This is a genomic window from Burkholderia sp. L-4 (assembly GCF_056856535.1).
Genome location: NZ_JBXEOX010000002.1, coordinates 2,453,466 through 2,476,403 on the forward strand (window position 1 = coordinate 2,453,466; position 22,938 = coordinate 2,476,403).

The window sequence follows — 22,938 nt, forward strand, 5'->3', positions numbered from 1 at the left end:
ATGGATACCTCACCTCCCGCCGCGCCGGAACGCGCCCATCTTCGCCTCGGGTTCGTCGCGCTGAGCGACGCGGCCCCGCTGATCGTCGCGCAGCGCCTGAACCTCGGCGCGCGGCACGGCCTCACGCTCGAGCCGAGCCGCCAGCCGTCCTGGGCCGCCGTGCGCGACAAGCTGCTGAGCGGCGAACTCGACGCCGCGCATGCGCTGTACGGCCTCGTCACCGGGCTGCAGCTCGGCATCGGCGGCCCGCAGGCCGACATGGCCGCGCTGATGGTGCTGAACCGCAACGGCCAGGCGATCACGTTGTCGCGCGGCCTCGCCGACGCGTTCCGCGACACCGGCAGCCTGCGCGACACGTTCGCGACGCTCGGCCGCAAGCCGCTGCTCGCGCAGACGTTCCCGACCGGCACGCACGCGATGTGGCTGAACCACTGGCTCGCGTCGCACGGCGTCGATCCGCTGCGCGACGTGCGCAGCGTCGTGATCCCGCCGCCCGAGATGGTCGCCGCGCTCGCCGGCGGCGAGCTCGACGGCTTCTGTGCCGGCGAGCCATGGCACGCGGTGGCCGACGCATGCGGCGCGGGCCGCACCGTCGCGGTCACGAGCGAGATCTGGCCCGATCATCCGGAAAAGGTGCTGGCGGCACGGCGCGACTTCGTCGCGCTGTATCCGGCCACCGCGCGAGCGCTGATCCGCACGCTCGTCGATGCGTGTGCGTGGCTCGACAGCGCCGCGCATCGCCGCGAGGCCGCCGACTGGCTCGCGTCGCCCGACGCGCTCGGCGTGCCGGCCCGCTTGATCGCGCCGCGCCTGCTCGGCGACTACGGCGCCGGGCCGTTCGCCACGCCGCCACTGCCGATCCGCTTCCACGACGGCGGTACCGTGAACCGGCCCGATCCGCTCGAAGGCCGCTGGTTCCTGTCCCAATACCGGCGCTGGGGGATGCTCGACGGCCCGCACGACGATGCGGCGATCGCCGCGGCAATCGCGCAGACCGCGTTGTATGATGCTGCGGTCACCGAAGGCGGCGCATCGGGCCCGTCGCGCGCGTAATGCGCGCGCCTGAAGCCGAAGGCGCGCTCCCGGGCCGCGCCACACCGCTCCGGGCCACCCGGCGGCGGCCGGCAGGCACCGCCCGGGCGACACCGCATGACCACTCCGTCCCCGATCCGAATCGATGCCGAAACGTACGCGCGCGCCGCTCGACGTGCTGCTCACCGAAATCCGCGCGTGCCGTGCCTGCGAAGCCGACCTGCCGCTCGGCCCGCGCCCCGTCGTGCGCGCCCATCGCGACGCACGCATCCTGATCGTCGGGCAGGCGCCGGGCGCACGCGTCCACGCGAGCGGCATCCCGTGGGACGACGCGAGCGGCAAGCGGCTGCGCGGCTGGCTCGACGTCGACGCCGACACCTTCTACGACGAAGCACGCTTCGCGATCGTGCCGATGGGTTTCTGCTATCCGGGCCGCGGCGCGAGCGGCGACAACCCGCCGCGCCCGGAGTGCGCGCCGCTGTGGCTCGACCGGCTGCTGGCCGAACTGCCGTCGATCCGCCTGACGCTGCTGGTCGGCCAGTACGCGCAGGGGCATTTCCTGCGCGACACGCGCCAGGCGACGCTGACCGACACCGTGCACGCGTGGCGCGACTACGGCCCCGGCGTGGTGCCGCTGCCGCATCCGTCGCCGCGCAACCAGGCGTGGTTCAAGCACCACCCGTGGTTCGACGCCGAAGTCGTGCCCGAACTCCGCCGCCGCGTGGCACCGCTGCTCGGCCGATGAACGCAATCACCGGCGGCCTCGCCATGCCTCGCGTCCCGCCCGATGTCCCCGCCATCCCCTCATGAATACCACCTCGACCGACCTCGACTTTGCCTGCACCGGATGCGGCGCATGCTGCCGCGACCTGCGCATTCCGCTGACGCTCGACGAGGCGATCGCATGGCTGCAACGCGGCGGCCACGTGGAACTGCTGTGCGACGCGATGCCGTGGCCCGTCGAACCCGAGCCCGGCGACGCGTTCGCTGCCTACAAGCGCGCGCGTTCGACGCCCGCGACGAGCGGTTCGCTGCCCGTGCGCATCACGGCCGTGCTCACCGCGTCGCATGCCGGCCCGTGCCCGAACCTGCGCGACGACCTGCGCTGCGGAATCTACGACGAACGCCCGCTCGTGTGCCGGATCTATCCGGCCGAAGTCAATCCGTTCGTGCCGCTGATGCCCGGCGGCAAGCAATGCCCGCCCGACGCCTGGCAGCGCGCGCCGCTGGTCCGCGGCGGCATGCTCGTGGACGCGGCAACGCACGAGACCATCGCACGCTCGCGCGCGGCGAGCGAAGCCGAGACGCCGTTGCGCGCGCGGCTGTGCGCGGCGCTGGGCATCGACACCGCGGCCGTCGCCAACGAAGGCTTCATGGTTCATGCGCCGCCGGCCGCCGCGTTGCTCGCCGCGCTGACCGACCTGCGCACCCCGTTGCCGGCCGAAACCGGCGCCGCAATCGAATGGACGCTGGTGTCGAACCGCGCGCCCACGGTGGAAACGCTCGTGTCGGTCGGTGCAACGAGCATGCTCGCCGCCCGCGGCACGGAGCCGCACGCCCGCTATCTCGGCTTCCATCCGGACGCCTGATCGCCGCGCCGCCACGCGCCCGCACGTTCCGGCCGCGTCCGATTCGCTGTACCATCGCGGCTCAACCGCGTCATCCACAGCAGAATCCCTCATGTCCTCCACCGCCCCGCCGCGCCTGTACGGGATGCCCGAACGCAGCGACCGGCTCGACTTCTACATCCGCGACCAGGCATCGCGGCAGGCGATCACCGAGCCGCACCGGCACGCGTATTTCCAGATCCAGTTCAACCTCGGCGGCGACACCGAGCAACGGATCGGCGGCGTCACGCGGCCGTTTCCGCGCGGCGCGCTCGCGTTCGTGCTGCCGCACCGCGAGCACCTGATCCCGCATCCGGACGGCGCGCATTTCATCGTGATCAACTTCAGCCAGGCGTTCCTGCGCGCCGATCCCGACGTCGATCCGCTCGATCTCGAGGACGTGCCCGCACACCGCTTCCCCGAGCTGACGCCGTTCCGCTTCCAGGAGCATCTCGACTTCATCCTGACCGGCGACACGTTCGACGAGGCACGCCGCCTCGCGCTGTGCATGCTCGACACCGATCGCGTGCGCACGTTCGGCTCGACCACGTTGCTGCGCGGCTATCTGCTGCAGCTGATCGGGCTCGTCTGCACGCAGTATGCGGGTGCGCTCGACAAGCTCGCGCAGCGCGGCGCCCAGCGCGCGGGCCGGCGCGACGCGCTCGCGCGCGTGCTGCGGCACGTCCGCGCGAACCTGACCCGCGAGGACCTGACGCTCGCCGCGACCGCCGAGGCCGCGTTCCTGTCGCCGAACTATCTCGCGCACCTGATCCGCAAGGAAACCGGCAGCACGTTCACCGATCTCGTGACCGAGCGCCGGATCGCGCTCGCGCAATCGCTGCTGGCCCACACGAGCCGGCGCATCGCGGACATCGCGCGCTCGGTCGGCTTCCGCGACGAAGGCTATTTCGCGCGGCGCTTCCGGGCGCGCGTCGGCGTGTCGCCGAAGGCCTACCGCGACGCGAACGCCGCACTCCCGGACGGCGACGATGCGCCGGCGGCCGCCGACACGTAGTTTTGTCCCGGTAAAACGCAGTTGCGTCGCATCCGGCCGCCCGCGCGTCGGGTATCGTTGCACGCATGCCGACCCGGGCGCCGCACGGGCACCGGTATCCGTCTTCCCACCGAACGAGGCCATCCGATGTCCGCCTATGTCATCGACGCCGCCGAGCGTCCTTCCGTCGAAGTCGACCAGTCGTCCGCGCGCTTTCCGGTGCGCCGCGTATTCTGCGTCGGCCGCAACTACGCCGACCATGCCCGCGAAATGGGCGCCGATCCCGACCGCGAACCGCCGTTCTTCTTCACGAAGCCGGCCGACGCGATCGTCCCGGCCAGCGGCACCGTCGCCTATCCGCCGCTGACGAACGACCTCCATCATGAAATCGAGCTGGTGGTCGCCATCGGCAAGGACGGCCGGTCGATCGACCCGGCCGACGCGCTGTCGCACGTCTGGGGCTACGGCGTCGGTGTCGACCTCACGCGCCGCGACCTGCAGGCCGAGGCGAAGAAGCTGAGCCGCCCGTGGGACTGGGCGAAGGGTTTCGACGCATCGGGCCCCGTGACCGCCCTGCGCGCGGCGTCGGCCACCGGCCACCCGGCGACGGGCCGCATCTGGCTCGCCGTGAACGGCGACACGCGCCAGCAAGGCGATCTGGCCGACATGATCTGGGCCGTGCCCGACGTCATCGCCTACGTGTCGCGTTCGGTCGAGCTGAAGGCCGGCGACCTGATCTTCACCGGCACGCCGGCCGGCGTCGGCGCGCTGCAGCCGGGCGACCGCGTGACGGGCGGCGTCGACGGCGTCGCGACGTTCGAATTCGTGGTGGGCGCGAAGCCGTAATGCGGCACGCACGGCGGCCGCCCGTCCGGGCCGCCGTGCGGTATCCCGATGCCGGTCAGCCGTAACGGCGCAGGAATGCGTCGGCGACGGCCGGCGGATTCAGCGCTTTCGCCGACGCGTTTTCCAGCGCCTCGGCCGCGTCGTCGTCGCTGATCGACACGAACAGCGTGATGGCCGCCCTGTCCTCGCCCGTACCGAACAGGCCCTCGCGGTCGAGCAGCCGCAATGCCTCGATCATGTCGGTCTGCAGTTGCCGCGAGAATGCCGCGAATCGCGACTGGACGAACCGCGGGCTCAGCACTTCGTCGGCCAGCCTGCCGCAGATCGCGTTGAACGGCGAGGCCTCCGCCGCCTCGTACGCCCATTCGGCGGAACCCCACGTGCACCACGGCGCCGGATCGTCGTCCGCGATCGCCCGTTGCGCGCGGATCCGGCGCAGCCCCTCGATCGAATTGGCGGCCGGCACCACCGTCATCGCGCCGCTGTCCGTATAAAGCGCGAACGCGTAGAAATGTTCGTCGGGGTGCAACGCCCGCAGCGCCTTGAAGGTCGCCCTCGCGGCATCGGCAATGTCCCGCTGGAAATCTGAAAAATCGCTCATCGCTTCCTCGCCCAGGCACCGTTCGCGCGTCGGCGAATACGGCTCGCGGAAGGTGCATCGTCTCCCGGTATTCGACGGATTGTCCGCCAATCGGCCGCGCCGCGGTACCGGGCCGCACCCGCGGTCAGCGTGCGGCGTCCCGCGCATCGAATATCCTCACGCAGATCGCGGCCGCCAGCGCGATCGCCGTCGACAGCAGCATCATCGCGAGCGGCGCGTAACCCGCGTTGCCGGCGGTCAGCACCGCGCCCGTCAGCGACGACCACGCGGCGCCGCCGGCGATCGTCATCGCACCGGCCAGCCCCGACGCGGTGCCCGCCAGCTCCGGGCGCACCGACACCGCGCCGGCATGCGCGCCGGGATTCGTCAGCCCGTTGCCGATGCCGACCAGCACGCACGGGCCGAACCACGCGAGCGCATGCGTCGCGCCGCCGAACACGAGCGCAAGCGCGATCAGCGGCCCCGCACACGCGACGACGCGTCCGCACAGGATCGTCGTGGCCAGTGCGTAGCGGCGCGCGACACGCGCGGCCAGAAAGCTGCCGCCGACGAAACCGGCCGTGATCGTCCCCATGCAGAAGCCGATCTCCGCCGGCGGGATGCCGAACAGCGTTTTCGCGGCGAGCGGCGCGCCGGCCAGGAATGCGTAGAACGCGCCCGTCGAGAACGCCATGCAAAGCGCATAGGCCCAGAAACGGCGCGCGCGCAGCAGCGCCGGATAGGCACGAAGCTGCTGCCGGAAGCTCGATGAACGCTGCGTATGGGTTTCGACGAGATCGAACGCGCACCAGCCGAACAGCGCGATGCCGGCCGCGCCGAGCAGCCAGAAGCTCGCCCGCCAGCCGGCCGCCTGGTCGAGCGCGCCGCCGAGCGTCGGGCCGAGCATCGGCGCGAACGCGGCCGCCATCGCCGCATAGCCGATCCGGCTCGCCGCGCGCGCGCCGCCGCCGGTATCGCGGATCGTCGCCATCGACACCGGGTAGACCGACGTGATCGCCGCCTGCATCACCCGGCACGCGAGAAACACGCGGACATCGGCCGCCATCGCGCAGCCGAGCGAACCGAGCGCGAATATGCCGACGCTCGTCAGCACGACCGGCCGCCGCCCGAACCGGTCCGACAGCGGTCCCATCACGAACTCGAGCGACGCGGCCACCGCCGCGTAACCGCCGAGCGACAGCGCGACGAGCGCATAGTCGGTGCGCAGGTCGCGCGCGATCGCCGGCAACGACGGCAGGAACAGGCTCAGCGGCAGCACCGAGAGCGCGCAGAGCAGGATCAGCGTCGCCTGTCGCGGCGACGCCGGGGCGGAATCGATCGGCGGGTTCGATGACAAGCGGATGCCCTCCATGCACGTGCCCGACGGCCGTGCGCAAAGCAAAAAAAAGCCCCCGAACGAGTCGGGGGCGCATGGGTGCCGGCGCGGTGCCGCTACCGGACCCTGCGCCTGTGGACTACGACGATGAAGCAAGCCGTTTTCATGCCGAATGGCTCCTGAATGCCGGGCAGACCGCCCGCGATATCGAACGATGTTAGGCGGACGACGCCGGCCGCGTCAACGCCCTAACGCGCGCGCACCGACACGAACTTCCGCGCGTTGTTGCGCTGGATCAGCACGGCGATCACGTTACCGCCGCTCGCTTCGAGCGACTGCACGTCGTCCGGCGTCTCGAGCAGCGTGTCGTTGAGTTCCAGGACGACGTCGCCCGGCTGGATGCCCGCGCTCGCGGCCGGCCCGTGCACCGCGTCCACCATCATCCCGACCGCGAGCCCCGTCGAACGGCGCTCGTCGTCGCTCAGCGCGTGCATCGTCAGTCCCAGCCGGTCGCCCCGGTCGCCCGCCCCCGGGCCCGATCGTGCCGCAGCCTTCGGCGCGGCCATGCCCGCCGTCGCGGCCGGTGCGTTCCCGGCCGCGTCATCGGCGCCCGTGATCGTCAGCATCACCGGCGCGCGGTTGCGGATCACGCGCAGCGGCGCCTTCTCGCCGGGCGGCAGCGCGGCGGCCAGGTCGTTCAGTTCGGCCGAACGGCCAATCGCCTTGTCGCCGAACTTCACGATCACGTCGCCGGGCTTCAGACCGGCCGCGGCGGCCGGCGAGCCCGGCGCGACGCCGTTGACGAGCGCGCCCGCCGGGCGCGGCAGCCCGAATGCCGCGGCCAGCCCGACGCCGACGTCCTGCACGTCGACGCCGAACGCGTTGCCGGGCGACGCCCCGGGGGCGGACGCCTGAGCCTGTTGCGCCTGCATCTGTGTCTGCTGTTGCGCCTGCCACTGCGCGCGCACCTTTGCCGCGAATGCGATCGGAATCGCGAACGTCATGCTCGCGTAGCGATCGTTGCCGGTGTAGACCTGCACCGCGATGCCGATCACGTCGCCCGCGCGATTGAACACGGGGCCGCCCGAGTTGTCGGGATTCGGCGAGATGTCGGTTTCGAAGAACGGGAACGTGCTGCCGTCCGGCAAGCGGTGCGACGTCGCGCTGACGATGCCGGCCGTGACCGTGTTGCCCGACCCGTCCGGCGCGCCGATCGTCATCACCGGCTCACCCGCGCGGACCTTCGACGCATCGCCGGTGCGCACGAACGGCAGTTTCGTCGCGCTGACGCGCAGCAACGCGACATCGCTTTGCGGATCGACGGCCAGCACGGTCGCCTTGAATTCGCGGCGGTCGGTCAGCCGCACCGTCACGTCGGTCGCCTCGTCGACCACGTGGGCCGACGTGAGGATCAGGCCGTCGGCGCTGACGATGAAGCCCGAGCCGCTACCCGACACCGCACGCGGCGCCGTATCGGGTGCCGGCGTCTGCGGCGCCTGCGCTCCCTGCGCGGGCGGCGGCGCGTCGTGCCGGAAAAATGCGGCGAGCGGATCGTCGGGATCGAGCATCGCGAAGGACGGACCGCCCGTTTGCTGGTCGGGCGCGGCAGCCATGATGGTCACGACAGCCGGACCGTAGCGGTCGACGATCGCCGGAAAATCGACCGGCATCGCGTAAGGCGCGGCGGGCGCCCGCTGCTTCATCGCGCGTGGCGCGGCGGGCGGTGCGAGGGGGGCGGCAACGGCAGCGGGCGGCGGCGAGAAAACGGCAAGCACGCCCCCGATCAACGCGGTGCGAAGCACGGCGCGAGCAAGCGTCTGGCAAACCACGGTGCACCTCCCCCGGCAGTCGCGGCGCCGGCCTGCGCGAAACGCGCAGGCGCCCGACAAGCACCGGTACACGCATCCATTTATAGTCCACGCGGCCTGTTCGAACAGATGAATCGAAACCCGTATGCCGGATGGGGCGGCGGGCGCGGAGCCGCGATGGCGTTCGTTCCGGACAAAGTGCGCGGTTCGTCAATCCGCACAAGTCCGGCAACGAATCAACTCCCGGCCACCCGCTCCGCGAGCGCCGACAGCATCCTCAACATCGGCTCGAACGCATCGGCCGACGTATTGCCGAACCCGAGCACGAGCCCGTTGCCCGCCCGCCCCGCGTCGATCGAAAAGCCCGACAGCGGAAACGGCCCGATGCCGTGCGCGCGGGCCGCGTCGACGATCGCGCGGTCGCGATAGCGCGCCGGCATCCGCAACGCGAGATGCAGCCCGCACGGCCCGCCCTCCACCTGGTGCGGCACGCCGAGGCTGCTGTCGAGCGCGGCGAGCAACAAACGCCGCCGGTCGCGATACAGCCGGCGCATCCGCCCGAGATGCCGGCCGTACTCGCCGGTCTCGATGAAATCGGCCAGCGCGAGCTGCACGTGACGCGTCCCGCCGCGCAGCATCTCCGGCAGCGCCGGTCGCACGGCGGCCAACAGCGCCTCGGGCAGCACGAGAAAACCGATCCGCAACGCCGGAAACATCGTCTTGCTGAACGAACCGAGATAAACGACGGGCGAATCGGGAGCAAGCCCGTGCATCGCGCCGATCGGCTCGCCGGTGTGACGGAATTCGCTGTCGTAGTCGTCCTCGATGATCCACGCGCGATGCCGGCGCGCCGCATCGATCAGCGCGAGCCGGCGCGAAATCGACAGCACGGCGCCGGTCGGGAACTGGTTCGACGGCGTCGTGTAGACGAGGCGCGGCGTCCGTTCGCGCCAGTCGTTCGCTTCCGCGCGCAGTCCCTCCGCGTCGACCGGCATCGGCACGACCTCGAGATCGGCCGCCTGCATCGCCGTACGCGCGCCGCGATAGCCGGGCTCCTCGACCCACACCGTATCGCCCGGGTTGGTCAGCAGCTGCGCGCACAGCGCGATCGCGCCCTGCGCGCCTTCCGTGATCACGATCTGCTCGGGATCGCAGCGCACGCCGCGCGTCACGGCCAGATGGCGCGCGATCGATTCGCGCAACGCGCGCTCGCCGAGCGGGTCGCCGTACGCCAGCAGGTCGCGGCCGGCACGGCGCAATGCGCGGTCGATCGCGTGCCGCCACGCGTCCACCGGGAAATGCGACAGCGCGGGCACGCCCGGCCGGAACCCCTCCGACTCGCCGGCGCCGACGAGGCTCGGACGAATCCGGCCGAGCCGCTGGGCGACGGCCGGCGGCGCCGCTCGCCGGCGCGGCGGCGCCGGCCGCGACAGCCCGACCACGCGTGTGCCGCGACGGTCGGACTGCAGGAACCCCTCGGCGACGAGCTGCTCGTAGACGGCGGCCGTCGTGTTGCGCGACACGCCGAGCGTCTCCGCCAGCGCGCGCGTGCCAGGCAGCCGCGTGCCGGCCGGCATCGCTCCGCCGAGAATCGCGTCGCGCACGCGGCGCAGCAACTGGCGCTGCAGCGAAGGCGCGCCCGGTGCGCGCGCCAGCGGTGCGTCGAGCGGCAGCAACGGCGCGTCGCCGGAAGGAAAGGCAGTCGTCATCGGAACATCGCAGCGTGAAAATGTCGGAACGTGGCGCGCGGCGAGTGGCGCGAAGCCGGCGGCCGCCAGATCGTGGCACCATAAATTTGCCGATCCCTGGCGCTTCTCATGGTACCTCGCCGGGACTACGATCGTCTGCATGCCGGCATGTCGCCGGCCGCCAACCGAAGCGAGATCGACCTTGTCCACGCTCACCAACGCCTTCCAGCAATCCATCGGCCACCCCGTCCCCGACTGGTCCGCGCGCCCGCACCCGGAGCGCATCGCGCTCGAAGGCCGCTACTGCCGGCTCGAACCGCTCGACGCCGAGCGCCATGCGGCCGACCTGTACGCCGCCTACGCACAAGCGCCCGACGGCAGCGACTGGACCTATCTCGCGCACGGCCCGTACACCGACGAGGCAAGCTACCGCGACTACGCACGCGGCGCGCAGGCGAGCGCCGATCCGCTGCACTACACGGTGATCGATCGCGCCACGGGCCGCGCGGTCGGCACGCTCGCGCTGATGCGCATCGATCCGGCCAACGGCGTGATCGAAGTCGGCTCCGTCACGTTCTCGCCGCTGCTCAAGCGCACGCCGGTCTCGACCGAAGCGCAGTTCCTGCTGATGAAGTACGCGTTCGACACGCTCGGCTACCGGCGCTACGAATGGAAGTGCGACGACCTCAACGAACCGTCGCGCAAGGCGGCCGCGCGGCTCGGCTTCCGTTACGAAGGCACGTTCCGGCAGGCGATCGTCTACAAGGGCCGCAATCGCGACACCGCCTGGTTCTCGATCGTCGACGGCGAATGGCCGGACGTGCGCGCCGCGTTCGAAGCGTGGCTCGCGCCGGACAACTTCGACGCGCAGGGCAACCAGCGCCGCTCGCTCACCGCGATCCGCCACGCGCAGGCCGACGCGCGCGACGCGGCCAGCCGTGCGAACGACGCCACGCACGTCACGGTACGCCCGCTCGTCGCCGCCGACGAAGCCGCGTGGCGCCCGCTGTGGCAGGGCTATCAGAAGTTCTACGACACCGCGCTGAGCGATGCGGTATTCGCCACGACGTGGGCACGCCTGATGGATCCCGCCGAACCGATGTTCGTGCTGGGCGCCTTCGACGCGTCGGGCAAGCTGGTCGGGATCGTGCATTCGATCTACCACCGTTCGTGCTGGACCGAAGGGCCATACTGCTATCTGCAGGACCTGTACACGGCCCCCGACGCGCGCGGGCAAGGCGCGGGCGGCGCGCTGATCGAGGCCGTCTACGCACGCGCCCGCGAAGCCGGCGCGAGCCGCGTGTACTGGCTCACGCACGAAACCAACACGACCGCGCGCGCACTGTACGACAAGCTCGCGAACAATGCGGGGTTCATCCAGTACCGGCACGATCTGAAGAAGTAACGCGGATTCGCGGCCGGCCGGCGTTCCGCTCAGTCGAGCACGTCGGCCGAGTCGTGCGCGTCGTCGTGCCCCGCGGCCACGTCGCGCGTCGCGGCGGCCGTGCCCGGCACCGACGCCGGGCAGATCATCTCGTCGCCATTGGCCGGCACGGGCCGCCGCACCGGCCGGAACACGGGCTCGCCCGGCGCGATCGGCTGCCCCGAGATCGCGCAGCGGCCCGGCTGCAGCGCGACGCGCAAACGCCAGCGTTGTTCGCCGTAATGGCAACGGCCGCTCTCGACCCATCGAATCAGCAGGCCGTCGTCACCGGCCTCCAGCACCGTGACGAACAGTTGCGGACGCAACGGCGAAACCGCCGCCGCGTGCTCCGGCCCCGACGCACGGCCGATCGTCACGAACGGTTGGGCGACGACGCCATCGCGCGGCGGCCTCGCTTCGTGCTCGCCATATGCAGACGCGTCGCACGACACGTCTTCTTCGCAGGTCGGGCTTTCCAGGGTGTTGAGCATGCTTGACGAATTTCCGTGCAGGTTGAACGGCACCGGCGCACTCAGCGCCGGCCCAGCGGTTCGCGCAGCAACGCCACGCCGATCGCCGCACCGGCCGCGGCGGCCGCGAGCATCAGCCCGATGCCGCCAGGCCAGCCGAACGCACCGACGATCGCGCCGATCGCCAGCGGCCCGATCACCTGGCCAAGATAGTTGCCCTGCACGACCCAGCCGATACTGAGCGGCGCCAGCGACGGCGAAGGCGCGGAACCCGGCGCACAGGCGAGAATCGTCGCGGGCAGCATCCCGGCCAGGGCCGAGAACGCGAAGCCCAGCGCGACCGCGAGCGGCGCGGGCGTCGCCGCGCCGAAGAGCCCCGCGCCGGCCGCACCGATCGCAACCGACGTCGCGGCCATCACGATTCCCGGCCGCGCACCGCGTGACAGCAACCAGCCGGCCGTCAGGTTGCCGATCACGCACGCGGCGACGATCGCCGCACTGATCAGCCCCGCCGCGCCGACCGTGACGCCGAGGCGCTGCATCAGGAACACCGGCAGGAACGTCATCACCGCGAAGAACTGCACGTTGTAGGTCGCGAAGCCCAGCGCCAGGAGCGTGGTCGAGCGCGACCCGAGCACGTCGCGCAGCGCGGGCCCGATGCGTGTCGCAGCCGCCTGACGCGACGGCGTGCCGGCCGATGTCGTCACGGGTACCGCGGCCGCCGCGACGAACGTCAGGACCGCGGCCGCGAGCCAGCCGTTGCGCCAGCCGCCGAGCAGCGGCCCGACGAGCATCGACAGCGCCATGCCGGCCGGCATGAACGTGCTCCACAGGCCGAACGCGAGATTGCGCCGCTCGGGCGGCGTCACGCGATTCAGCACGGCCGGCGCGGCAACAACCACGATCACGAAACCGAGCCCTTCGGCGAAGCGCGTGGCCAGCAGCAGCGCGAAGCTGCCCGCCCACGCGCCTGCGACGCTCGACGCCCCGAGGAAAACGAGGCCCGTCGTCAGCAACCGCCGGTCGCCCCAGCGCCGCACCAGCAACCCGGCCGCGATCCCGCCGAACACGCCGACGAACGGAAACACCGACATGATCCCGCTCAGCGATGCAAGCGAGCCACCGAACTCGTGTTGCAACGACGGTAACGCGATCGTCGCCTTGCCGACGTGCAGCGCCGCTACGATGCTCGCCAGCACGACGTTCGCGACGGCGGCCCGGTAACCGCGCGACGGCAGCGCGGCGGCATCGGCCGCGACAGGCGATTCGGTCATCTCCACCTCCGTTGAAGCGGGCGCGCGCAACGGGATGTCTCACGCGCCCGCAGTCGGACTGGCGCACATGATACAAATTGAAGTTAACTTCAAGTAAAGAGGTAACTTGCGCAACGATGCGTTTCGGCGACCGTGGCAATCGGTCGGCACACCGGCCGCGACCGGTCAGCCGCGGCATCGTGCCGCCGGCGTCACGCCGCTCGCGTCGGTCGCGGCGGACGAAATCGTCGCCTGAGCGCGTATCGACGCCCGCCACGCGCCGCCGTTCGTCTCGCCATTCGTCTCATTGCATTGAGACGAATGTCCCGGCGTCTCACGCAATCCTCCGTTTCGCGGGTGCAGCAAATTCCGCGCACGCTTCCGGTCGGATCATCCACGGTCAATGCACGGAAACATACCGCACCGCACACCTTCCCACTTGTCGGCACACCGTAACGGACACCGATCCACGCTGGCCCCGTTCCTGCATATCGGTCGAGCGCGCATTCGCACGACGGGCGCCGCGGCAGCCATGCCACGCGCCCGACGACAACCTGACGGAGACAACAACGTGAGTACACCGGCACCGATCACCGCCCGCAGCATGAAAGCCGCCGTCTGGCGCGGCCGCCACGACATCCGCGTCGAAGAGGTTCCCGTTCCGCAGCGCCCGCCGGCCGGCTGGGTCACGATTCGCGTGCACTGGTGCGGCATCTGCGGCTCCGACCTGCACGAATACGTCGCGGGCCCCGTGTTCATCCCGGTCGACGCGCCGCATCCGCTGACGGGACTGAAAGGCCAGTGCATCCTCGGCCACGAGTTCAGCGGCGAGATCGCCGAACTCGGCGAAGGCGTCTCCGGCTTCGCGGTCGGCGACCGCGTGACGGCCGATGCGTGCCAGCATTGCGGCACCTGCTGGTATTGCCGGCACGGGCTGTACAACATCTGCGAGAACCTCGCGTTCACCGGGCTGATGAACAACGGCGCGTTCGCCGAATTCGTCAACGTGCCGGCCGAACTGCTGTACAAGCTGCCCGACAACTTCCCGACCGAGGCCGGCGCGCTGATCGAGCCGCTCGCGGTCGGGCTGCATGCGGTGAAGAAGGCCGGCAACATCGTCGGGCAGACCGTCGTCGTGGTCGGCGCGGGCACGATCGGCCTGTGCACGATCATGTGCGCGAAGGCCGCGGGCGCCGGGCGCGTGATCGCGCTGGAGATGTCGGCCGCGCGCAAGCAGAAGGCGCTGGAAGTCGGCGCGAGCGTCGTCATCGATCCGAAGACGTCGGACGCGGTCGCGGAAGTCAAGGCGCTGACGGGCGGTTACGGCGCCGACGTGTCGTTCGAGTGCATCGGGCACACGGCCACCGCGAAGCTCGCGATCGACGTGATCCGCAAGGCCGGCAAGTCGGTGATGGTCGGCATCTTCGAGGAGCCGACGCCTTTCAACTTCTTCGACATCGTGTCGACCGAGAAGGAAGTGATCGGCTCGCTCGCCTACAACGGCGAGTTCGCGGACGTGATCCGTTTCATCGCGGACGGCCGCATCGACGTGCAGCCGCTCATCACCGGGCGCATCGCGCTCGGCGACATCGTCGCGCGCGGGTTCGAGGAACTGGTCAACCACAAGGACCGGAACGTGAAGATCATCGTGCAGCCCGCCGTTTCCTGATAGCACGCGCCTCACCGCTTCATGGCCGACCGTCGCCCGATTCCCGGGCGACGCATCCGACCGCCCTCTCCCGATTTCCCGCTGCCACCATCCGAAACGAACCGCATCTCGTTTTCCGACGCGGACACGGTTTCGAATAAACTTCGTTATCCATACAATCAACCACGACGCGCCACCTGCCTGACATGCGATCAGGGTTTCTCCCGATCAACCATGTTTCACCCGGTATCGACAGGACCGTGGCGCAAGGCGATCCTGTGCAACGCGCGATGCGGCTTCCCGGCCGCGATCGGTGCCGCCGCGAAACGGCGGCGCCCCTGTTGAACCTCACGGTGCAACGGCGCCGACAGGCCGACAATACGGCCTACCCGGGATAGCTTGCAAACATGGTGTGTCATGACCCTCTCGTTCCATCGGGATCACGCAAACAACGTTCGAACGCTGACGATCCAGCAGAAGACCCATATCGGCTTCGCGCTCGTCACCACGCTGCTGGCCGTGCTGTGCGGCACGATCATCTGGGGAAGTTTCCGGCAATACCGGCAGGAAAACGCCGACCTGCAAAGCTTCGAATTCATCCACGGCACGATGGTCGCCGCCAACCTGCTCTCGGCCGAGCGCGGCCCGACGAACGACCTGCTGGTGCGCCCGCAGAACGACGAGACGACGAAACTGCGCAACCTGCTCGCCGCCCGCGACCGTTCCAACCAGGCGCTCGCGCGCTTACGCACCGCCATCGGGCAGGCGGCCGCGCTCGACGACCGCGAGCGCGGCAACCTGCTGCACGCACTCGACGCCATCCGGATCACGCTCGCCGATGCGCGCGCGGAAGTCGACGCGCTCGCCGCCCGACCGCTCGCGTCACGCACCGTTCGCGATATCCAGCACGCGCAGGCGCGCCTGTTCCGTGTCGTCGACACCGTGTCGCGGCTGATCGACGGCGCGATGGCCGACACGGCGATGCGCGATCCGCGCACGTCTGGCGCGATCCTGCTGGCGCGGCTCCTGAGCGATCTCCGGGAATACGCGGGCCGCACGGGCTCCGTGCTCATCGCGCCGATGTTCAAACGGCAGGCACTCGATCGCGCGCAGTTCGCGGACATCATGCTGATGCGCGGGCGCATCGAGCAATTGCGCGCCCTGATCGACGGCGCGATCGGCGCACAGCTCGACGATGCCGACGTCGCGCGCGAGTACGCGCAGCTCGACGCGGCGTTCGACACTCACCTGCTCCCGCTCGTCGACACGATCGTCGCGAGCGGCCGGACCGGCACTTATGCGATGAGCGCCGCCGACTTCTCGAGGACGATCGTCCCGTATTTCCGGCCATGCGAACTGCTGCGCGACCGCGTCATCGACGTCGCCCGGCGTCAGGCCGTTTCGGACCGCGACACGGCCCGGATCAAGGTCGCGATATCGGCGCTCGCGACCGCGCTCAGCGTCGCGATCCTGATCTCGCTCGCGCGCGGCACGCAGCGGCTGCTGTCGAAACCGCTCGATGCGCTCGGCCGCCGGATCGTCGCGCTCAGCGACGGCGATACGGCGCACGTCGCGATGCCGCGCGGCATCGGGCCCGAGATCGCCCGCATCCACGATGCGCTGGAGACGTTGCGCCACGCGTATGTCCGCCGCGACATGCTCGAGCGCCAGCGCAACGACATGCTGACGCTGTTCTCGCACGACATGCGCGCGCCGCTGACGTCGCTGATCATCCTGATCGACGCGCAGGAAGACCACGCGCGCGATGCACGGACGAAGCAGCAGTTCGCGAGGATCGCCAGGATCGCGCGGCACACGCTGGCGATGGCCGACGGTTTCGCGCAGCTGTCGCGTGCCGAGGCCGGCGAATACGAACACGTGCCGGTCAATCTCGCCGACCTGATGAACGAGGCCCGCGACGCGGTGTGGCCGCTCGCGCACCGCAAGCACATGTCGATCGACGACGTGCCCCGACGCGACGATACGGTCGTGCCGGGCGACCCGGCCCTGCTGTCGCGCGCGCTGATCAACCTGCTGGACAACGCGATCAAGTACAGCGCGTCGCTGACGAGCGTCGAATGCCGGGTCGAGCCGGGCGCCGACGGCAAGACGGTACGCTGCACGATCCGCGACAGCGGATGCGGAATCAGCAGCGCGGACCAGACGCGGCTGTTCGAGCGTTACCGGCGCTTTCGCACCGCCGGACAACCGGAAACCAGCGGCGTCGGGCTCGGCATGGCGTTCGTCAAGGCCGTCGTCGAGCGGCATGGCGGCACGATCCAGGTGGAAAGCGCCGTGTTGCAAGGCACCGCGGTCACGATCACGCTGCCGTCGGTCGCCAACGCGTGACGCAACCGGACGCGGCAGACGGCGATTGCGGCGCCGCAGCCGCGCACGATTCTTCGATATACTGGACCGAACCCTTTTCGGGGCAACCGCGGGCCACCCCGTCCGTCGCGCGTTCGCCCCAACCTGCGTGGAATGGCGCACCGTGAAACCGCGAGCCGGACTGATACTCGAACTCTTCGTCAACCTCGTGCTGCCGTGGGTGGCCTACCGGGTCGCGCAACCGCATTTCGGCGAAACCGGCGCGCTGTACGCGTCGGCAGTCCCGCCGATCGTCTGGTCGATCGTCGAATTCGTCCGCTCGCGCCGCGTCGACGCGGTGGCGGCCATCGTGCTGCTCGGCATCGCGCTGTCGATCATCGGGATGGCGCTCGGCGGCAGCCCGCGCACGCTGCTGATGCGCGAATCGCTCGCGTCGGGCACGATCGGCGTCGTGTTCCTGCTGTCGCTGTTCCGCACACGCCCGTTGATCTTCTATCTCGCCCGCGCGACCGTGGCCCGCGAGATGGACGGCGGCGCCGCACATTTCGAAGCGGTCTGGGCCGCGCAGCCGGGGCTGCGGCAGATGCTGCGGCGGATGACGTTCGTGTGGGGCGGCGTCATGACGCTGGAAATGCTGCTGCGCTGCTGGATGGTGATGACCTGGCCGGTCGAGCGCGTGCTCGTCGTGTCGCCGATCGTCGGCTACACCGTGTTCGGCTGTCTGCTGGCGTGGACGTTCTGGTACCGGCGGCGAATGCGCGTGCGCAACAGCGTCGACATCCCGGGCCGCAACGGCGTCACCGAGACCGCCGGCCGCTGACGCCCGGCCCGCTGCCGGCTCCACCCGTTCGTCGCGCGCCGGCGGCAGTCGCGACGGCTGCTGTATGATGCGCGGCGTCTCGTCCGACCCAAGCCTGTCCCGTCATGTCCCTTTCGCTCCTTCCGTGTGCCACGATCTGGCTCGCCCTGTTCGCGGCCGCCGCATTCGCCTGGCATCGTCCGCTGCACGGCCTGAGCATCATCCTGGCGACGTTCGGCTATGCCGTCGCGCTGGCGTTCGGCAAGCTCGGGGCGCTCGCGCTGGCGCCGCTCGCGCTGCTGGCCGCGGCCGCGTGGGGCGTGCTGCCCGCACGCCCGCGCGCGGTGCGGATCGCCGCGCACGCCGTGTTTGCCGCGCTGGCGATCGCGCTGAGCCTGCACCTGATCCCCGGGTTCCACAATCCGCTCGTGATCGGCCCGACGCGCTTCACGCCGGACGCCGTGCCGTTCACGATGTACCTGAATCTCGACAAGCCGCTGGTCGGCCTGTGGCTGCTGTGGGCACTGCCGTGGGTCGCGCCCGACGTCGCCCTGCCGCGCGCGCTGCGCACCGGCGCGATGGCGGCCGTCGCGACGGCCGTCGCGTGCCTGGCCGGCGCGCTCGCGTTCGGCATGGTCGGCTGGGCGCCCAAGTGGCCGGCGTCGGGCTGGCTGTGGCTCGTGAACAACCTGTTGCTCGTGACGCTGGCCGAGGAAGCGCTGTTCCGCGGCTACGTGCAAGGCGGGCTGACGCGCGCGCTCCGCGCGTTCTCGTGGGGCCCGTGGGCCGCGCTCGCGACCGGCGCCGTGCTGTTCGGCGCCGCGCACGCGGCCGGCGGCTGGCAATGGATCGTGCTCGGCACGCTGGCCGGCGCCGGCTACGGCCTCGCGTGGCGGCGCGGCGGCCTGCTCGCAGCCGCCATCGCGCATGCGGGGCTGAACGTCGTCCACTTCGGCCTGTTCACCTACCCGATGCTCGCCGCCGCGCGCTGAACGCGGTGCGCGGCGGCGCCAGCGGGGCCGCTCGGTCAGTTGAACCCGGCGACCGCGTGCGGCACGTACGGGCGCTCGAGCGTGGCGATTTCGTCGTCGGTCAGCTTCAACTCGAGCGCGCCGAGTGCGTCGTCCAGTTGCTGCGGCTTCGAGATGCCGACGATCGGCGCGGTCACGCCGCGCTTCTGGGCCACCCACGCCAGCGCGACCTGCGCCCGCGGCACGTTGCGCGCGGCGGCGATCGCCGCAACGGCGTCGACGATCGCCTTGTCCGCCTCGATCGTCGCGTCGTACAGCCGCTGGCCGACGTCGTCCTTCCGCTGCCGTTCCGACGATTCGTCCCAGCTGCGCGTCAGCCGGCCGCGTGCGAGCGGGCTCCACGGAATCACCGCGATGCCTTCGTCCTCGCACAGCGGCAGCATTTCGCGCTCCTCTTCCCGATACAGCAGGTTCAGGTGGTTCTGCATGCTGACGAAGCGGGCCCAGCCGTTCTGTTTCGACATGTGCAGCGCCTTCGCGAACTGCCACGCGAACATCGACGATGCGCCGATATAGCGTGCCTTGCCGGCCTTCACGACGTCGTGCAGCGCCTCGAGCGTCTCCTCGATCGGCGTGCCGTAGTCCCAGCGGTGGATCTGGTAAAGATCGACGTAGTCGGTGCCGAGCCGCTTCAGGCTCTGGTCGATGTCCGTCATGATCGCCTTGCGCGACAGGCCGGCGCCGTTCGGCCCCGGGCGCATCCGGTAGAACACCTTGGTCGCGATCACGACGTCGTCGCGCTTCGTGAAATCGCGCAGCGCACGGCCGACGATCTCCTCCGACGTGCCGTCCGAGTACATGTTCGCGGTGTCGAAGAAGTTGATGCCGGCTTCGACCGCCCGCTGGATGATCGGCCGGCTTTCCGCTTCCGGCAGCGTCCATGGGTGCGTGCCGCGCAGCGGCTCGCCGAACGTCATGCAACCCAGCACCAGCTTCGACACGTCCAGCCCGGTCGACCCGAATTTCACGTATTCCATTGCACGCCTCGCCACTCAAGTTGGGATTGCGGCGACATGCGCGTCGCGCATCCGCCGGACGTCGCATGGTATCCCGCACCGCGCGAACGCGTACGGCACGCGCACGCGTGCAGGCTGCGTGAAAGGATGAACCGGGACGATCCGGTTACTTGGCCTGGTCGGCGATCGGCTGCAGGAACGCGGAGAAGCCGGTCAGCATGATCTGTACGCCGATGCACAGCAGCAGGAACGCCGACACGCGCTTCGCGACCTTGGTCCCTTCGCTGCCGAGGTAGCGCGCGAGCAGCGCGGAGCGGCTATAGACCTGCCAGATCACGACCGCGACGAGCACGGAGACGGCGATCGACACGATGCTCGACAGCATGAACTCCGACAGCTTGTGCGTGCGGTTCGCGTTCAGCGCGATCGCGGTGGCGATCGAGCCGGGGCCGACCGTCAGCGGCACGGTCAGCGGGAAGAACGCGCGCGTCATGATCGCGTTCGCGTCGATCGGCTTGACCGGCGTGTCGCCGCCGCCCGGGCCGCCAGGCCCGTCGGGCTCGTTCAGCATCTGCCAGCCGGCCACCGCAACCGCGAAGCCGCCGCCGATCCGCAGCGCTTCCATCGAGATGCCGAAGAAATGCAGCACCGGCGTGCCGGCGAAGAACGCGACCAGCAGCACGACGAACGAGTTGAACGCGACCTTTCTCGCGAGCAGGTCGCGCTCGTGCTCGGTGAGCGCCTCGGTCCGTTCGAGAAACAGGAACGCGATGCCGATCGGATTGATGATGCCGATCAGGCCGGTGAAGCCGAACAGGATCTCGGAGATAAGGCGGTTGACGATCATCGTGCGAAGCATCGGTCGGGGCTGGGCCGGCAGCGCGCCGGGGGTCACGCATTGTAGAGCAAGCGCCCGCGCCCGAGACGCAATTCGCGGACCGGCCCGTTTCGCCGCCGATCGGGGGCGCGCCGCCTTACTCGGCGCCCGCCTCCCAGGCCGGCGGCCGCTTCGCGAAGAACGCGGCGAAGCCCTCCTTCGCTTCCGGCGTCGCCCGCACGCGGGAAATCGTCTGCGCGGTGAATGCCGCACGCTCGTCCGACGGCGGATACTCGCCGATCGCGTCGAAGAAGCGCTTGATCTCCATCAGCGCGTGCGGGCCGTTGCGGCCCAGTTCGGCGAGCGTGCGGTCGAGCGTTTCGTCGAGCGCATCGAGCGGCACGGCCTGGTGGATCAGGCCGATCGCGACGGCTTCGGCGGCGGCGAGCTGCGTCGCGGTCAACGCGAGCCGGCGCGCCTGGCGCTGGCCGACCGCCTCGACCAGATACGGGCCGATCACGGCCGGCAGGATCCCGAAGCGCGCCTCGCTGACCGAAAAGCGCGCGTGGTCGCTCGCAATCACGATATCGCAGGCCGCGCACAGGCCGACGCCGCCGCCGAACGCGTGGCCCTGCACGCGTGCGAGCGTCGGTTTCGGGCACTGCCGGATCGCGCGCATCATCGCGGCGAAACGCTCGGCATCGCGCAGGTTCGCGGCCGCGTCGTTCGCGCTCGCCCGCTGCATCCACTGCAGGTCGGCGCCCGCGCAAAATGCGCGGCCGTCCGAACGCAGCACGATCGCGCGTACGTCGTCGCGCCGGCCGAGCGCCGTGAACGCATCGGTCAGCTCGGCGATCATCGTCTCGTCGAACGCGTTGAGCACGTCGCCGCGCTGCAGCGCGACGGTCGCGATGCCGCGCGCATCGACCGTGACGGCCAGGGTCTTCAATCCATCCATCGAACAGGTTTCCTCGGGGTGAACGGCAAATATCGGCATCAGGCGGCCTGGCGACGATCGATCACGCGACGCGCCTTGCCGGTCGCGGTGGCGGGAATGCCGCCGGCCGCCAGCACCGTCACGCCGGACGACACGCCGACCATCGTCTTGATCCGGTGCTGCAGCTCGCGCGCAAGCGCCGCGCGATCGCCGTCGGTGACGGACGCCGCCACCTCGGAGCGCAGCTCGACCGCGAGGTCGAGCCGGTCCATGTGACCGTCGCGCGACAGCGTGATCTGGAACTGGCCCGACAGCTGCGGCAGCGCGACGACGATCTCCTCGATCTGGCTCGGGAACACGTTCACGCCGCGCACGATCAGCATGTCGTCGGAGCGGCCCGTGATCTTCGCGAGACGGCGCATCGCGCGCGCGGTCGGCGGCAGCAGCGCGGTGAGGTCGCGCGTGCGGTAGCGGATCACCGGCATCGCCTCCTTCGTCAGCGACGTGAAGACGAGCTCGCCCTGGCTGCCGTCGGGCAGCACTTCGCCCGTGACGGGATCGATGATCTCCGGATAGAAATGGTCTTCCCAGATCACCGGGCCGTCCTTCGTCTCGACGCATTCGCACGCGACACCCGGGCCCATCACTTCCGACAGCCCGTAGATATCGAGCGCGTCGATGCCCACGCGCGTTTCGACCTCCTCGCGCAGCGCCTGCGTCCATGGCTCGGCGCCGAAGATGCCGATCTTCAGCGACGATTCGGCCGGGTCCATCCCCTGCCGCACCATCTCGTCGATCAGGTTCAGCATGTACGACGGCGTGACGAGGATGATCCTCGGCTCGAAATCGCGGATCAGCTGCACCTGCTTCTCGGTCTGTCCGCCCGACATCGGCACGACCATGCAGCCGAGCCGCTCGGCACCGTAGTGAATCCCGAGACCGCCCGTGAACAGGCCATAGCCGAACGCGTTGTGCAGCGTGTCGCCCGGGCGGCCGCCGGCCGCGCGGATCGAGCGCGCGGTCACGTTCGCCCAGGTGTCGATGTCGCGCGCGGTGTAGCCGACCACCGTCGGCTTGCCGGTCGTGCCGCTCGATGCATGGACGCGCACGACCTGCTCGCGCGGCACCGCGAAGAGCCCGAACGGATAGTTGTCGCGCAGGTCGTTCTTGGTCGAGAACGGGAATTTCGCGAGATCGGCGAGCGACTTCAGGTCGTCCGGATGCACGCCGGCCGCGTCGAACGTGCGGCGGTAGTGCGGGACGTTGTCGTACGCGTGGCGCAACGACCACTTGAGGCGCTCGAGCTGCAGCGCCTGCAGTTCGTCGCGGCTGGCGGTCTCGATCGGTTCGAGGGCGGCGGCGGGATGCGTCGGGTGAGTCATCGG

General features: G+C 70.3%; 20 protein-coding genes. 10 read left to right on the top strand and 10 right to left on the bottom strand.

The genetic code is table 11. From position 1 onward, the window contains the following. The 5 genes from AC1VVG_RS27960 to AC1VVG_RS27980 all read left to right on the top strand — a co-directional run bounded on the left by AC1VVG_RS27960 (nt 1) and on the right by AC1VVG_RS27980 (nt 4,479). Nucleotides 1-1,053 carry a CmpA/NrtA family ABC transporter substrate-binding protein gene (locus AC1VVG_RS27960; RefSeq protein ID WP_343727173.1) on the top strand — a complete coding sequence of 351 codons (1,053 nt, stop codon included), beginning with the start codon at nt 1-3 and terminating at the stop codon, nt 1,051-1,053. 124 nt (nt 1,054-1,177) lie between these two features. Beyond that, the gene (locus AC1VVG_RS27965) at nt 1,178-1,777 is read left to right on the top strand and encodes a uracil-DNA glycosylase family protein (RefSeq protein WP_482836901.1); all 600 of its coding nucleotides are present in this window, start codon (nt 1,178-1,180) and stop codon (nt 1,775-1,777) included. Nucleotides 1,778-1,838: 61 nt separating this feature from the next. After that, nucleotides 1,839-2,621, top strand: a complete 783-nt coding sequence (locus AC1VVG_RS27970) for a YkgJ family cysteine cluster protein (RefSeq protein WP_482836903.1) — start codon at nt 1,839-1,841, stop codon at nt 2,619-2,621. A 91-nt stretch (nt 2,622-2,712) separates the two neighbouring features. Further along, the gene (locus tag AC1VVG_RS27975; RefSeq protein ID WP_482836905.1) at nt 2,713-3,654 is read left to right on the top strand and encodes a helix-turn-helix transcriptional regulator; all 942 of its coding nucleotides are present in this window, start codon (nt 2,713-2,715) and stop codon (nt 3,652-3,654) included. Nucleotides 3,655-3,780: 126 nt separating this feature from the next. Next, entirely contained in the window at nt 3,781-4,479 is a 699-nt protein-coding gene (locus tag AC1VVG_RS27980) for a fumarylacetoacetate hydrolase family protein (protein WP_046548002.1), read from the top strand. Between the two features lie 55 nt (nt 4,480-4,534). Here AC1VVG_RS27980 and AC1VVG_RS27985 read toward each other — a convergent pair whose 3' ends face one another. From AC1VVG_RS27985 to pdxR, 4 genes are all read right to left on the bottom strand, one after another. Next, the gene (locus AC1VVG_RS27985; RefSeq protein ID WP_034191238.1) at nt 4,535-5,080 is read right to left on the bottom strand and encodes a DUF4303 domain-containing protein; all 546 of its coding nucleotides are present in this window, start codon (nt 5,078-5,080) and stop codon (nt 4,535-4,537) included. Between the two features lie 124 nt (nt 5,081-5,204). Further along, nucleotides 5,205-6,431: an MFS transporter gene (locus AC1VVG_RS27990; protein ID WP_482836907.1), complete on the bottom strand. Its 1,227-nt coding sequence runs from the start codon at nt 6,429-6,431 to the stop codon at nt 5,205-5,207. A gap of 212 nt (nt 6,432-6,643) precedes the next feature. Further along, nucleotides 6,644-8,224, bottom strand: coding sequence for a trypsin-like peptidase domain-containing protein (locus AC1VVG_RS27995; RefSeq protein ID WP_482836909.1), 1,581 nt, complete (start codon nt 8,222-8,224; stop codon nt 6,644-6,646). A gap of 215 nt (nt 8,225-8,439) precedes the next feature. Then, a complete protein-coding gene (gene pdxR, locus AC1VVG_RS28000; RefSeq protein ID WP_482836910.1) occupies nt 8,440-9,912 on the bottom strand; it encodes a MocR-like pyridoxine biosynthesis transcription factor PdxR in 1,473 nt (490 codons plus the stop codon). Nucleotides 9,913-10,093: 181 nt separating this feature from the next. Between pdxR and AC1VVG_RS28005 the strand changes: the two genes are divergently transcribed. Further along, entirely contained in the window at nt 10,094-11,296 is a 1,203-nt protein-coding gene (locus AC1VVG_RS28005; RefSeq protein ID WP_482836911.1) for a GNAT family N-acetyltransferase, read from the top strand. A gap of 29 nt (nt 11,297-11,325) precedes the next feature. Here the strand turns inward: AC1VVG_RS28005 and AC1VVG_RS28010 are convergent, their stop codons facing one another. Then, nucleotides 11,326-11,805, bottom strand: a complete 480-nt coding sequence (locus AC1VVG_RS28010; RefSeq protein ID WP_069704679.1) for a DUF3331 domain-containing protein — start codon at nt 11,803-11,805, stop codon at nt 11,326-11,328. 41 nt (nt 11,806-11,846) lie between these two features. Beyond that, nucleotides 11,847-13,058, bottom strand: a complete 1,212-nt coding sequence (locus AC1VVG_RS28015; RefSeq protein ID WP_069704678.1) for an MFS transporter — start codon at nt 13,056-13,058, stop codon at nt 11,847-11,849. Nucleotides 13,059-13,641: 583 nt separating this feature from the next. Between AC1VVG_RS28015 and AC1VVG_RS28020 the strand changes: the two genes are divergently transcribed. From AC1VVG_RS28020 to AC1VVG_RS28035, 4 genes are all read left to right on the top strand, one after another. Continuing rightward, nucleotides 13,642-14,706, top strand: coding sequence for a 2,3-butanediol dehydrogenase (locus tag AC1VVG_RS28020; protein WP_069704677.1), 1,065 nt, complete (start codon nt 13,642-13,644; stop codon nt 14,704-14,706). Between the two features lie 396 nt (nt 14,707-15,102). After that, a complete protein-coding gene (locus tag AC1VVG_RS28025; RefSeq protein WP_482836912.1) occupies nt 15,103-17,034 on the top strand; it encodes a sensor histidine kinase in 1,932 nt (643 codons plus the stop codon). Between the two features lie 142 nt (nt 17,035-17,176). Beyond that, nucleotides 17,177-17,833 (top strand): VC0807 family protein, encoded by a 657-nt coding sequence (locus tag AC1VVG_RS28030; RefSeq protein WP_034191647.1) that lies wholly within the window; start codon nt 17,177-17,179, stop codon nt 17,831-17,833. 104 nt (nt 17,834-17,937) lie between these two features. Continuing rightward, entirely contained in the window at nt 17,938-18,804 is an 867-nt protein-coding gene (locus AC1VVG_RS28035) for a CPBP family intramembrane glutamic endopeptidase (RefSeq protein WP_069704675.1), read from the top strand. A 35-nt stretch (nt 18,805-18,839) separates the two neighbouring features. Here the strand turns inward: AC1VVG_RS28035 and AC1VVG_RS28040 are convergent, their stop codons facing one another. From AC1VVG_RS28040 to paaK, 4 genes are all read right to left on the bottom strand, one after another. Further along, complete coding sequence (locus AC1VVG_RS28040) at nt 18,840-19,820, bottom strand: aldo/keto reductase (protein WP_482836913.1); 981 nt, start codon at nt 19,818-19,820, stop codon at nt 18,840-18,842. A gap of 145 nt (nt 19,821-19,965) precedes the next feature. Beyond that, complete coding sequence (locus AC1VVG_RS28045; RefSeq protein ID WP_034191227.1) at nt 19,966-20,646, bottom strand: MarC family protein; 681 nt, start codon at nt 20,644-20,646, stop codon at nt 19,966-19,968. Between the two features lie 127 nt (nt 20,647-20,773). Further along, complete coding sequence (locus AC1VVG_RS28050; RefSeq protein WP_049036087.1) at nt 20,774-21,574, bottom strand: enoyl-CoA hydratase-related protein; 801 nt, start codon at nt 21,572-21,574, stop codon at nt 20,774-20,776. A 38-nt stretch (nt 21,575-21,612) separates the two neighbouring features. Then, nucleotides 21,613-22,935 carry a phenylacetate--CoA ligase PaaK gene (gene paaK, locus AC1VVG_RS28055; RefSeq protein WP_059556627.1) on the bottom strand — a complete coding sequence of 441 codons (1,323 nt, stop codon included), beginning with the start codon at nt 22,933-22,935 and terminating at the stop codon, nt 21,613-21,615. Nucleotides 22,936-22,938: the final 3 nt, after the last annotated feature.

What these genes read in the sequence shown, in the direction of transcription:
- paaK (WP_059556627.1), bottom strand. Translation starts at nt 22,935, where the DNA reads ATGACTCACCCGACGCATCCCGCCGCCGCCCTCGAACCGATCGAGACC.
- AC1VVG_RS28010 (WP_069704679.1), bottom strand. Translation starts at nt 11,805, where the DNA reads ATGCTCAACACCCTGGAAAGCCCGACCTGCGAAGAAGACGTGTCGTGC.
- AC1VVG_RS27970 (WP_482836903.1), top strand. Translation starts at nt 1,839, where the DNA reads ATGAATACCACCTCGACCGACCTCGACTTTGCCTGCACCGGATGCGGC.
- AC1VVG_RS27980 (WP_046548002.1), top strand. Translation starts at nt 3,781, where the DNA reads ATGTCCGCCTATGTCATCGACGCCGCCGAGCGTCCTTCCGTCGAAGTC.
- AC1VVG_RS28045 (WP_034191227.1), bottom strand. Translation starts at nt 20,646, where the DNA reads ATGATCGTCAACCGCCTTATCTCCGAGATCCTGTTCGGCTTCACCGGC.
- AC1VVG_RS27965 (WP_482836901.1), top strand. Translation starts at nt 1,178, where the DNA reads ATGCCGAAACGTACGCGCGCGCCGCTCGACGTGCTGCTCACCGAAATC.
- AC1VVG_RS27975 (WP_482836905.1), top strand. Translation starts at nt 2,713, where the DNA reads ATGTCCTCCACCGCCCCGCCGCGCCTGTACGGGATGCCCGAACGCAGC.
- AC1VVG_RS27990 (WP_482836907.1), bottom strand. Translation starts at nt 6,431, where the DNA reads ATGGAGGGCATCCGCTTGTCATCGAACCCGCCGATCGATTCCGCCCCG.
- AC1VVG_RS28025 (WP_482836912.1), top strand. Translation starts at nt 15,103, where the DNA reads ATGACCCTCTCGTTCCATCGGGATCACGCAAACAACGTTCGAACGCTG.
- AC1VVG_RS27960 (WP_343727173.1), top strand. Translation starts at nt 1, where the DNA reads ATGGATACCTCACCTCCCGCCGCGCCGGAACGCGCCCATCTTCGCCTC.
- AC1VVG_RS28035 (WP_069704675.1), top strand. Translation starts at nt 17,938, where the DNA reads ATGTCCCTTTCGCTCCTTCCGTGTGCCACGATCTGGCTCGCCCTGTTC.
- AC1VVG_RS28015 (WP_069704678.1), bottom strand. Translation starts at nt 13,058, where the DNA reads ATGACCGAATCGCCTGTCGCGGCCGATGCCGCCGCGCTGCCGTCGCGC.
- AC1VVG_RS27985 (WP_034191238.1), bottom strand. Translation starts at nt 5,080, where the DNA reads ATGAGCGATTTTTCAGATTTCCAGCGGGACATTGCCGATGCCGCGAGG.
- AC1VVG_RS28050 (WP_049036087.1), bottom strand. Translation starts at nt 21,574, where the DNA reads ATGGATGGATTGAAGACCCTGGCCGTCACGGTCGATGCGCGCGGCATC.
- AC1VVG_RS28040 (WP_482836913.1), bottom strand. Translation starts at nt 19,820, where the DNA reads ATGGAATACGTGAAATTCGGGTCGACCGGGCTGGACGTGTCGAAGCTG.
- pdxR (WP_482836910.1), bottom strand. Translation starts at nt 9,912, where the DNA reads ATGACGACTGCCTTTCCTTCCGGCGACGCGCCGTTGCTGCCGCTCGAC.
- AC1VVG_RS28020 (WP_069704677.1), top strand. Translation starts at nt 13,642, where the DNA reads ATGAAAGCCGCCGTCTGGCGCGGCCGCCACGACATCCGCGTCGAAGAG.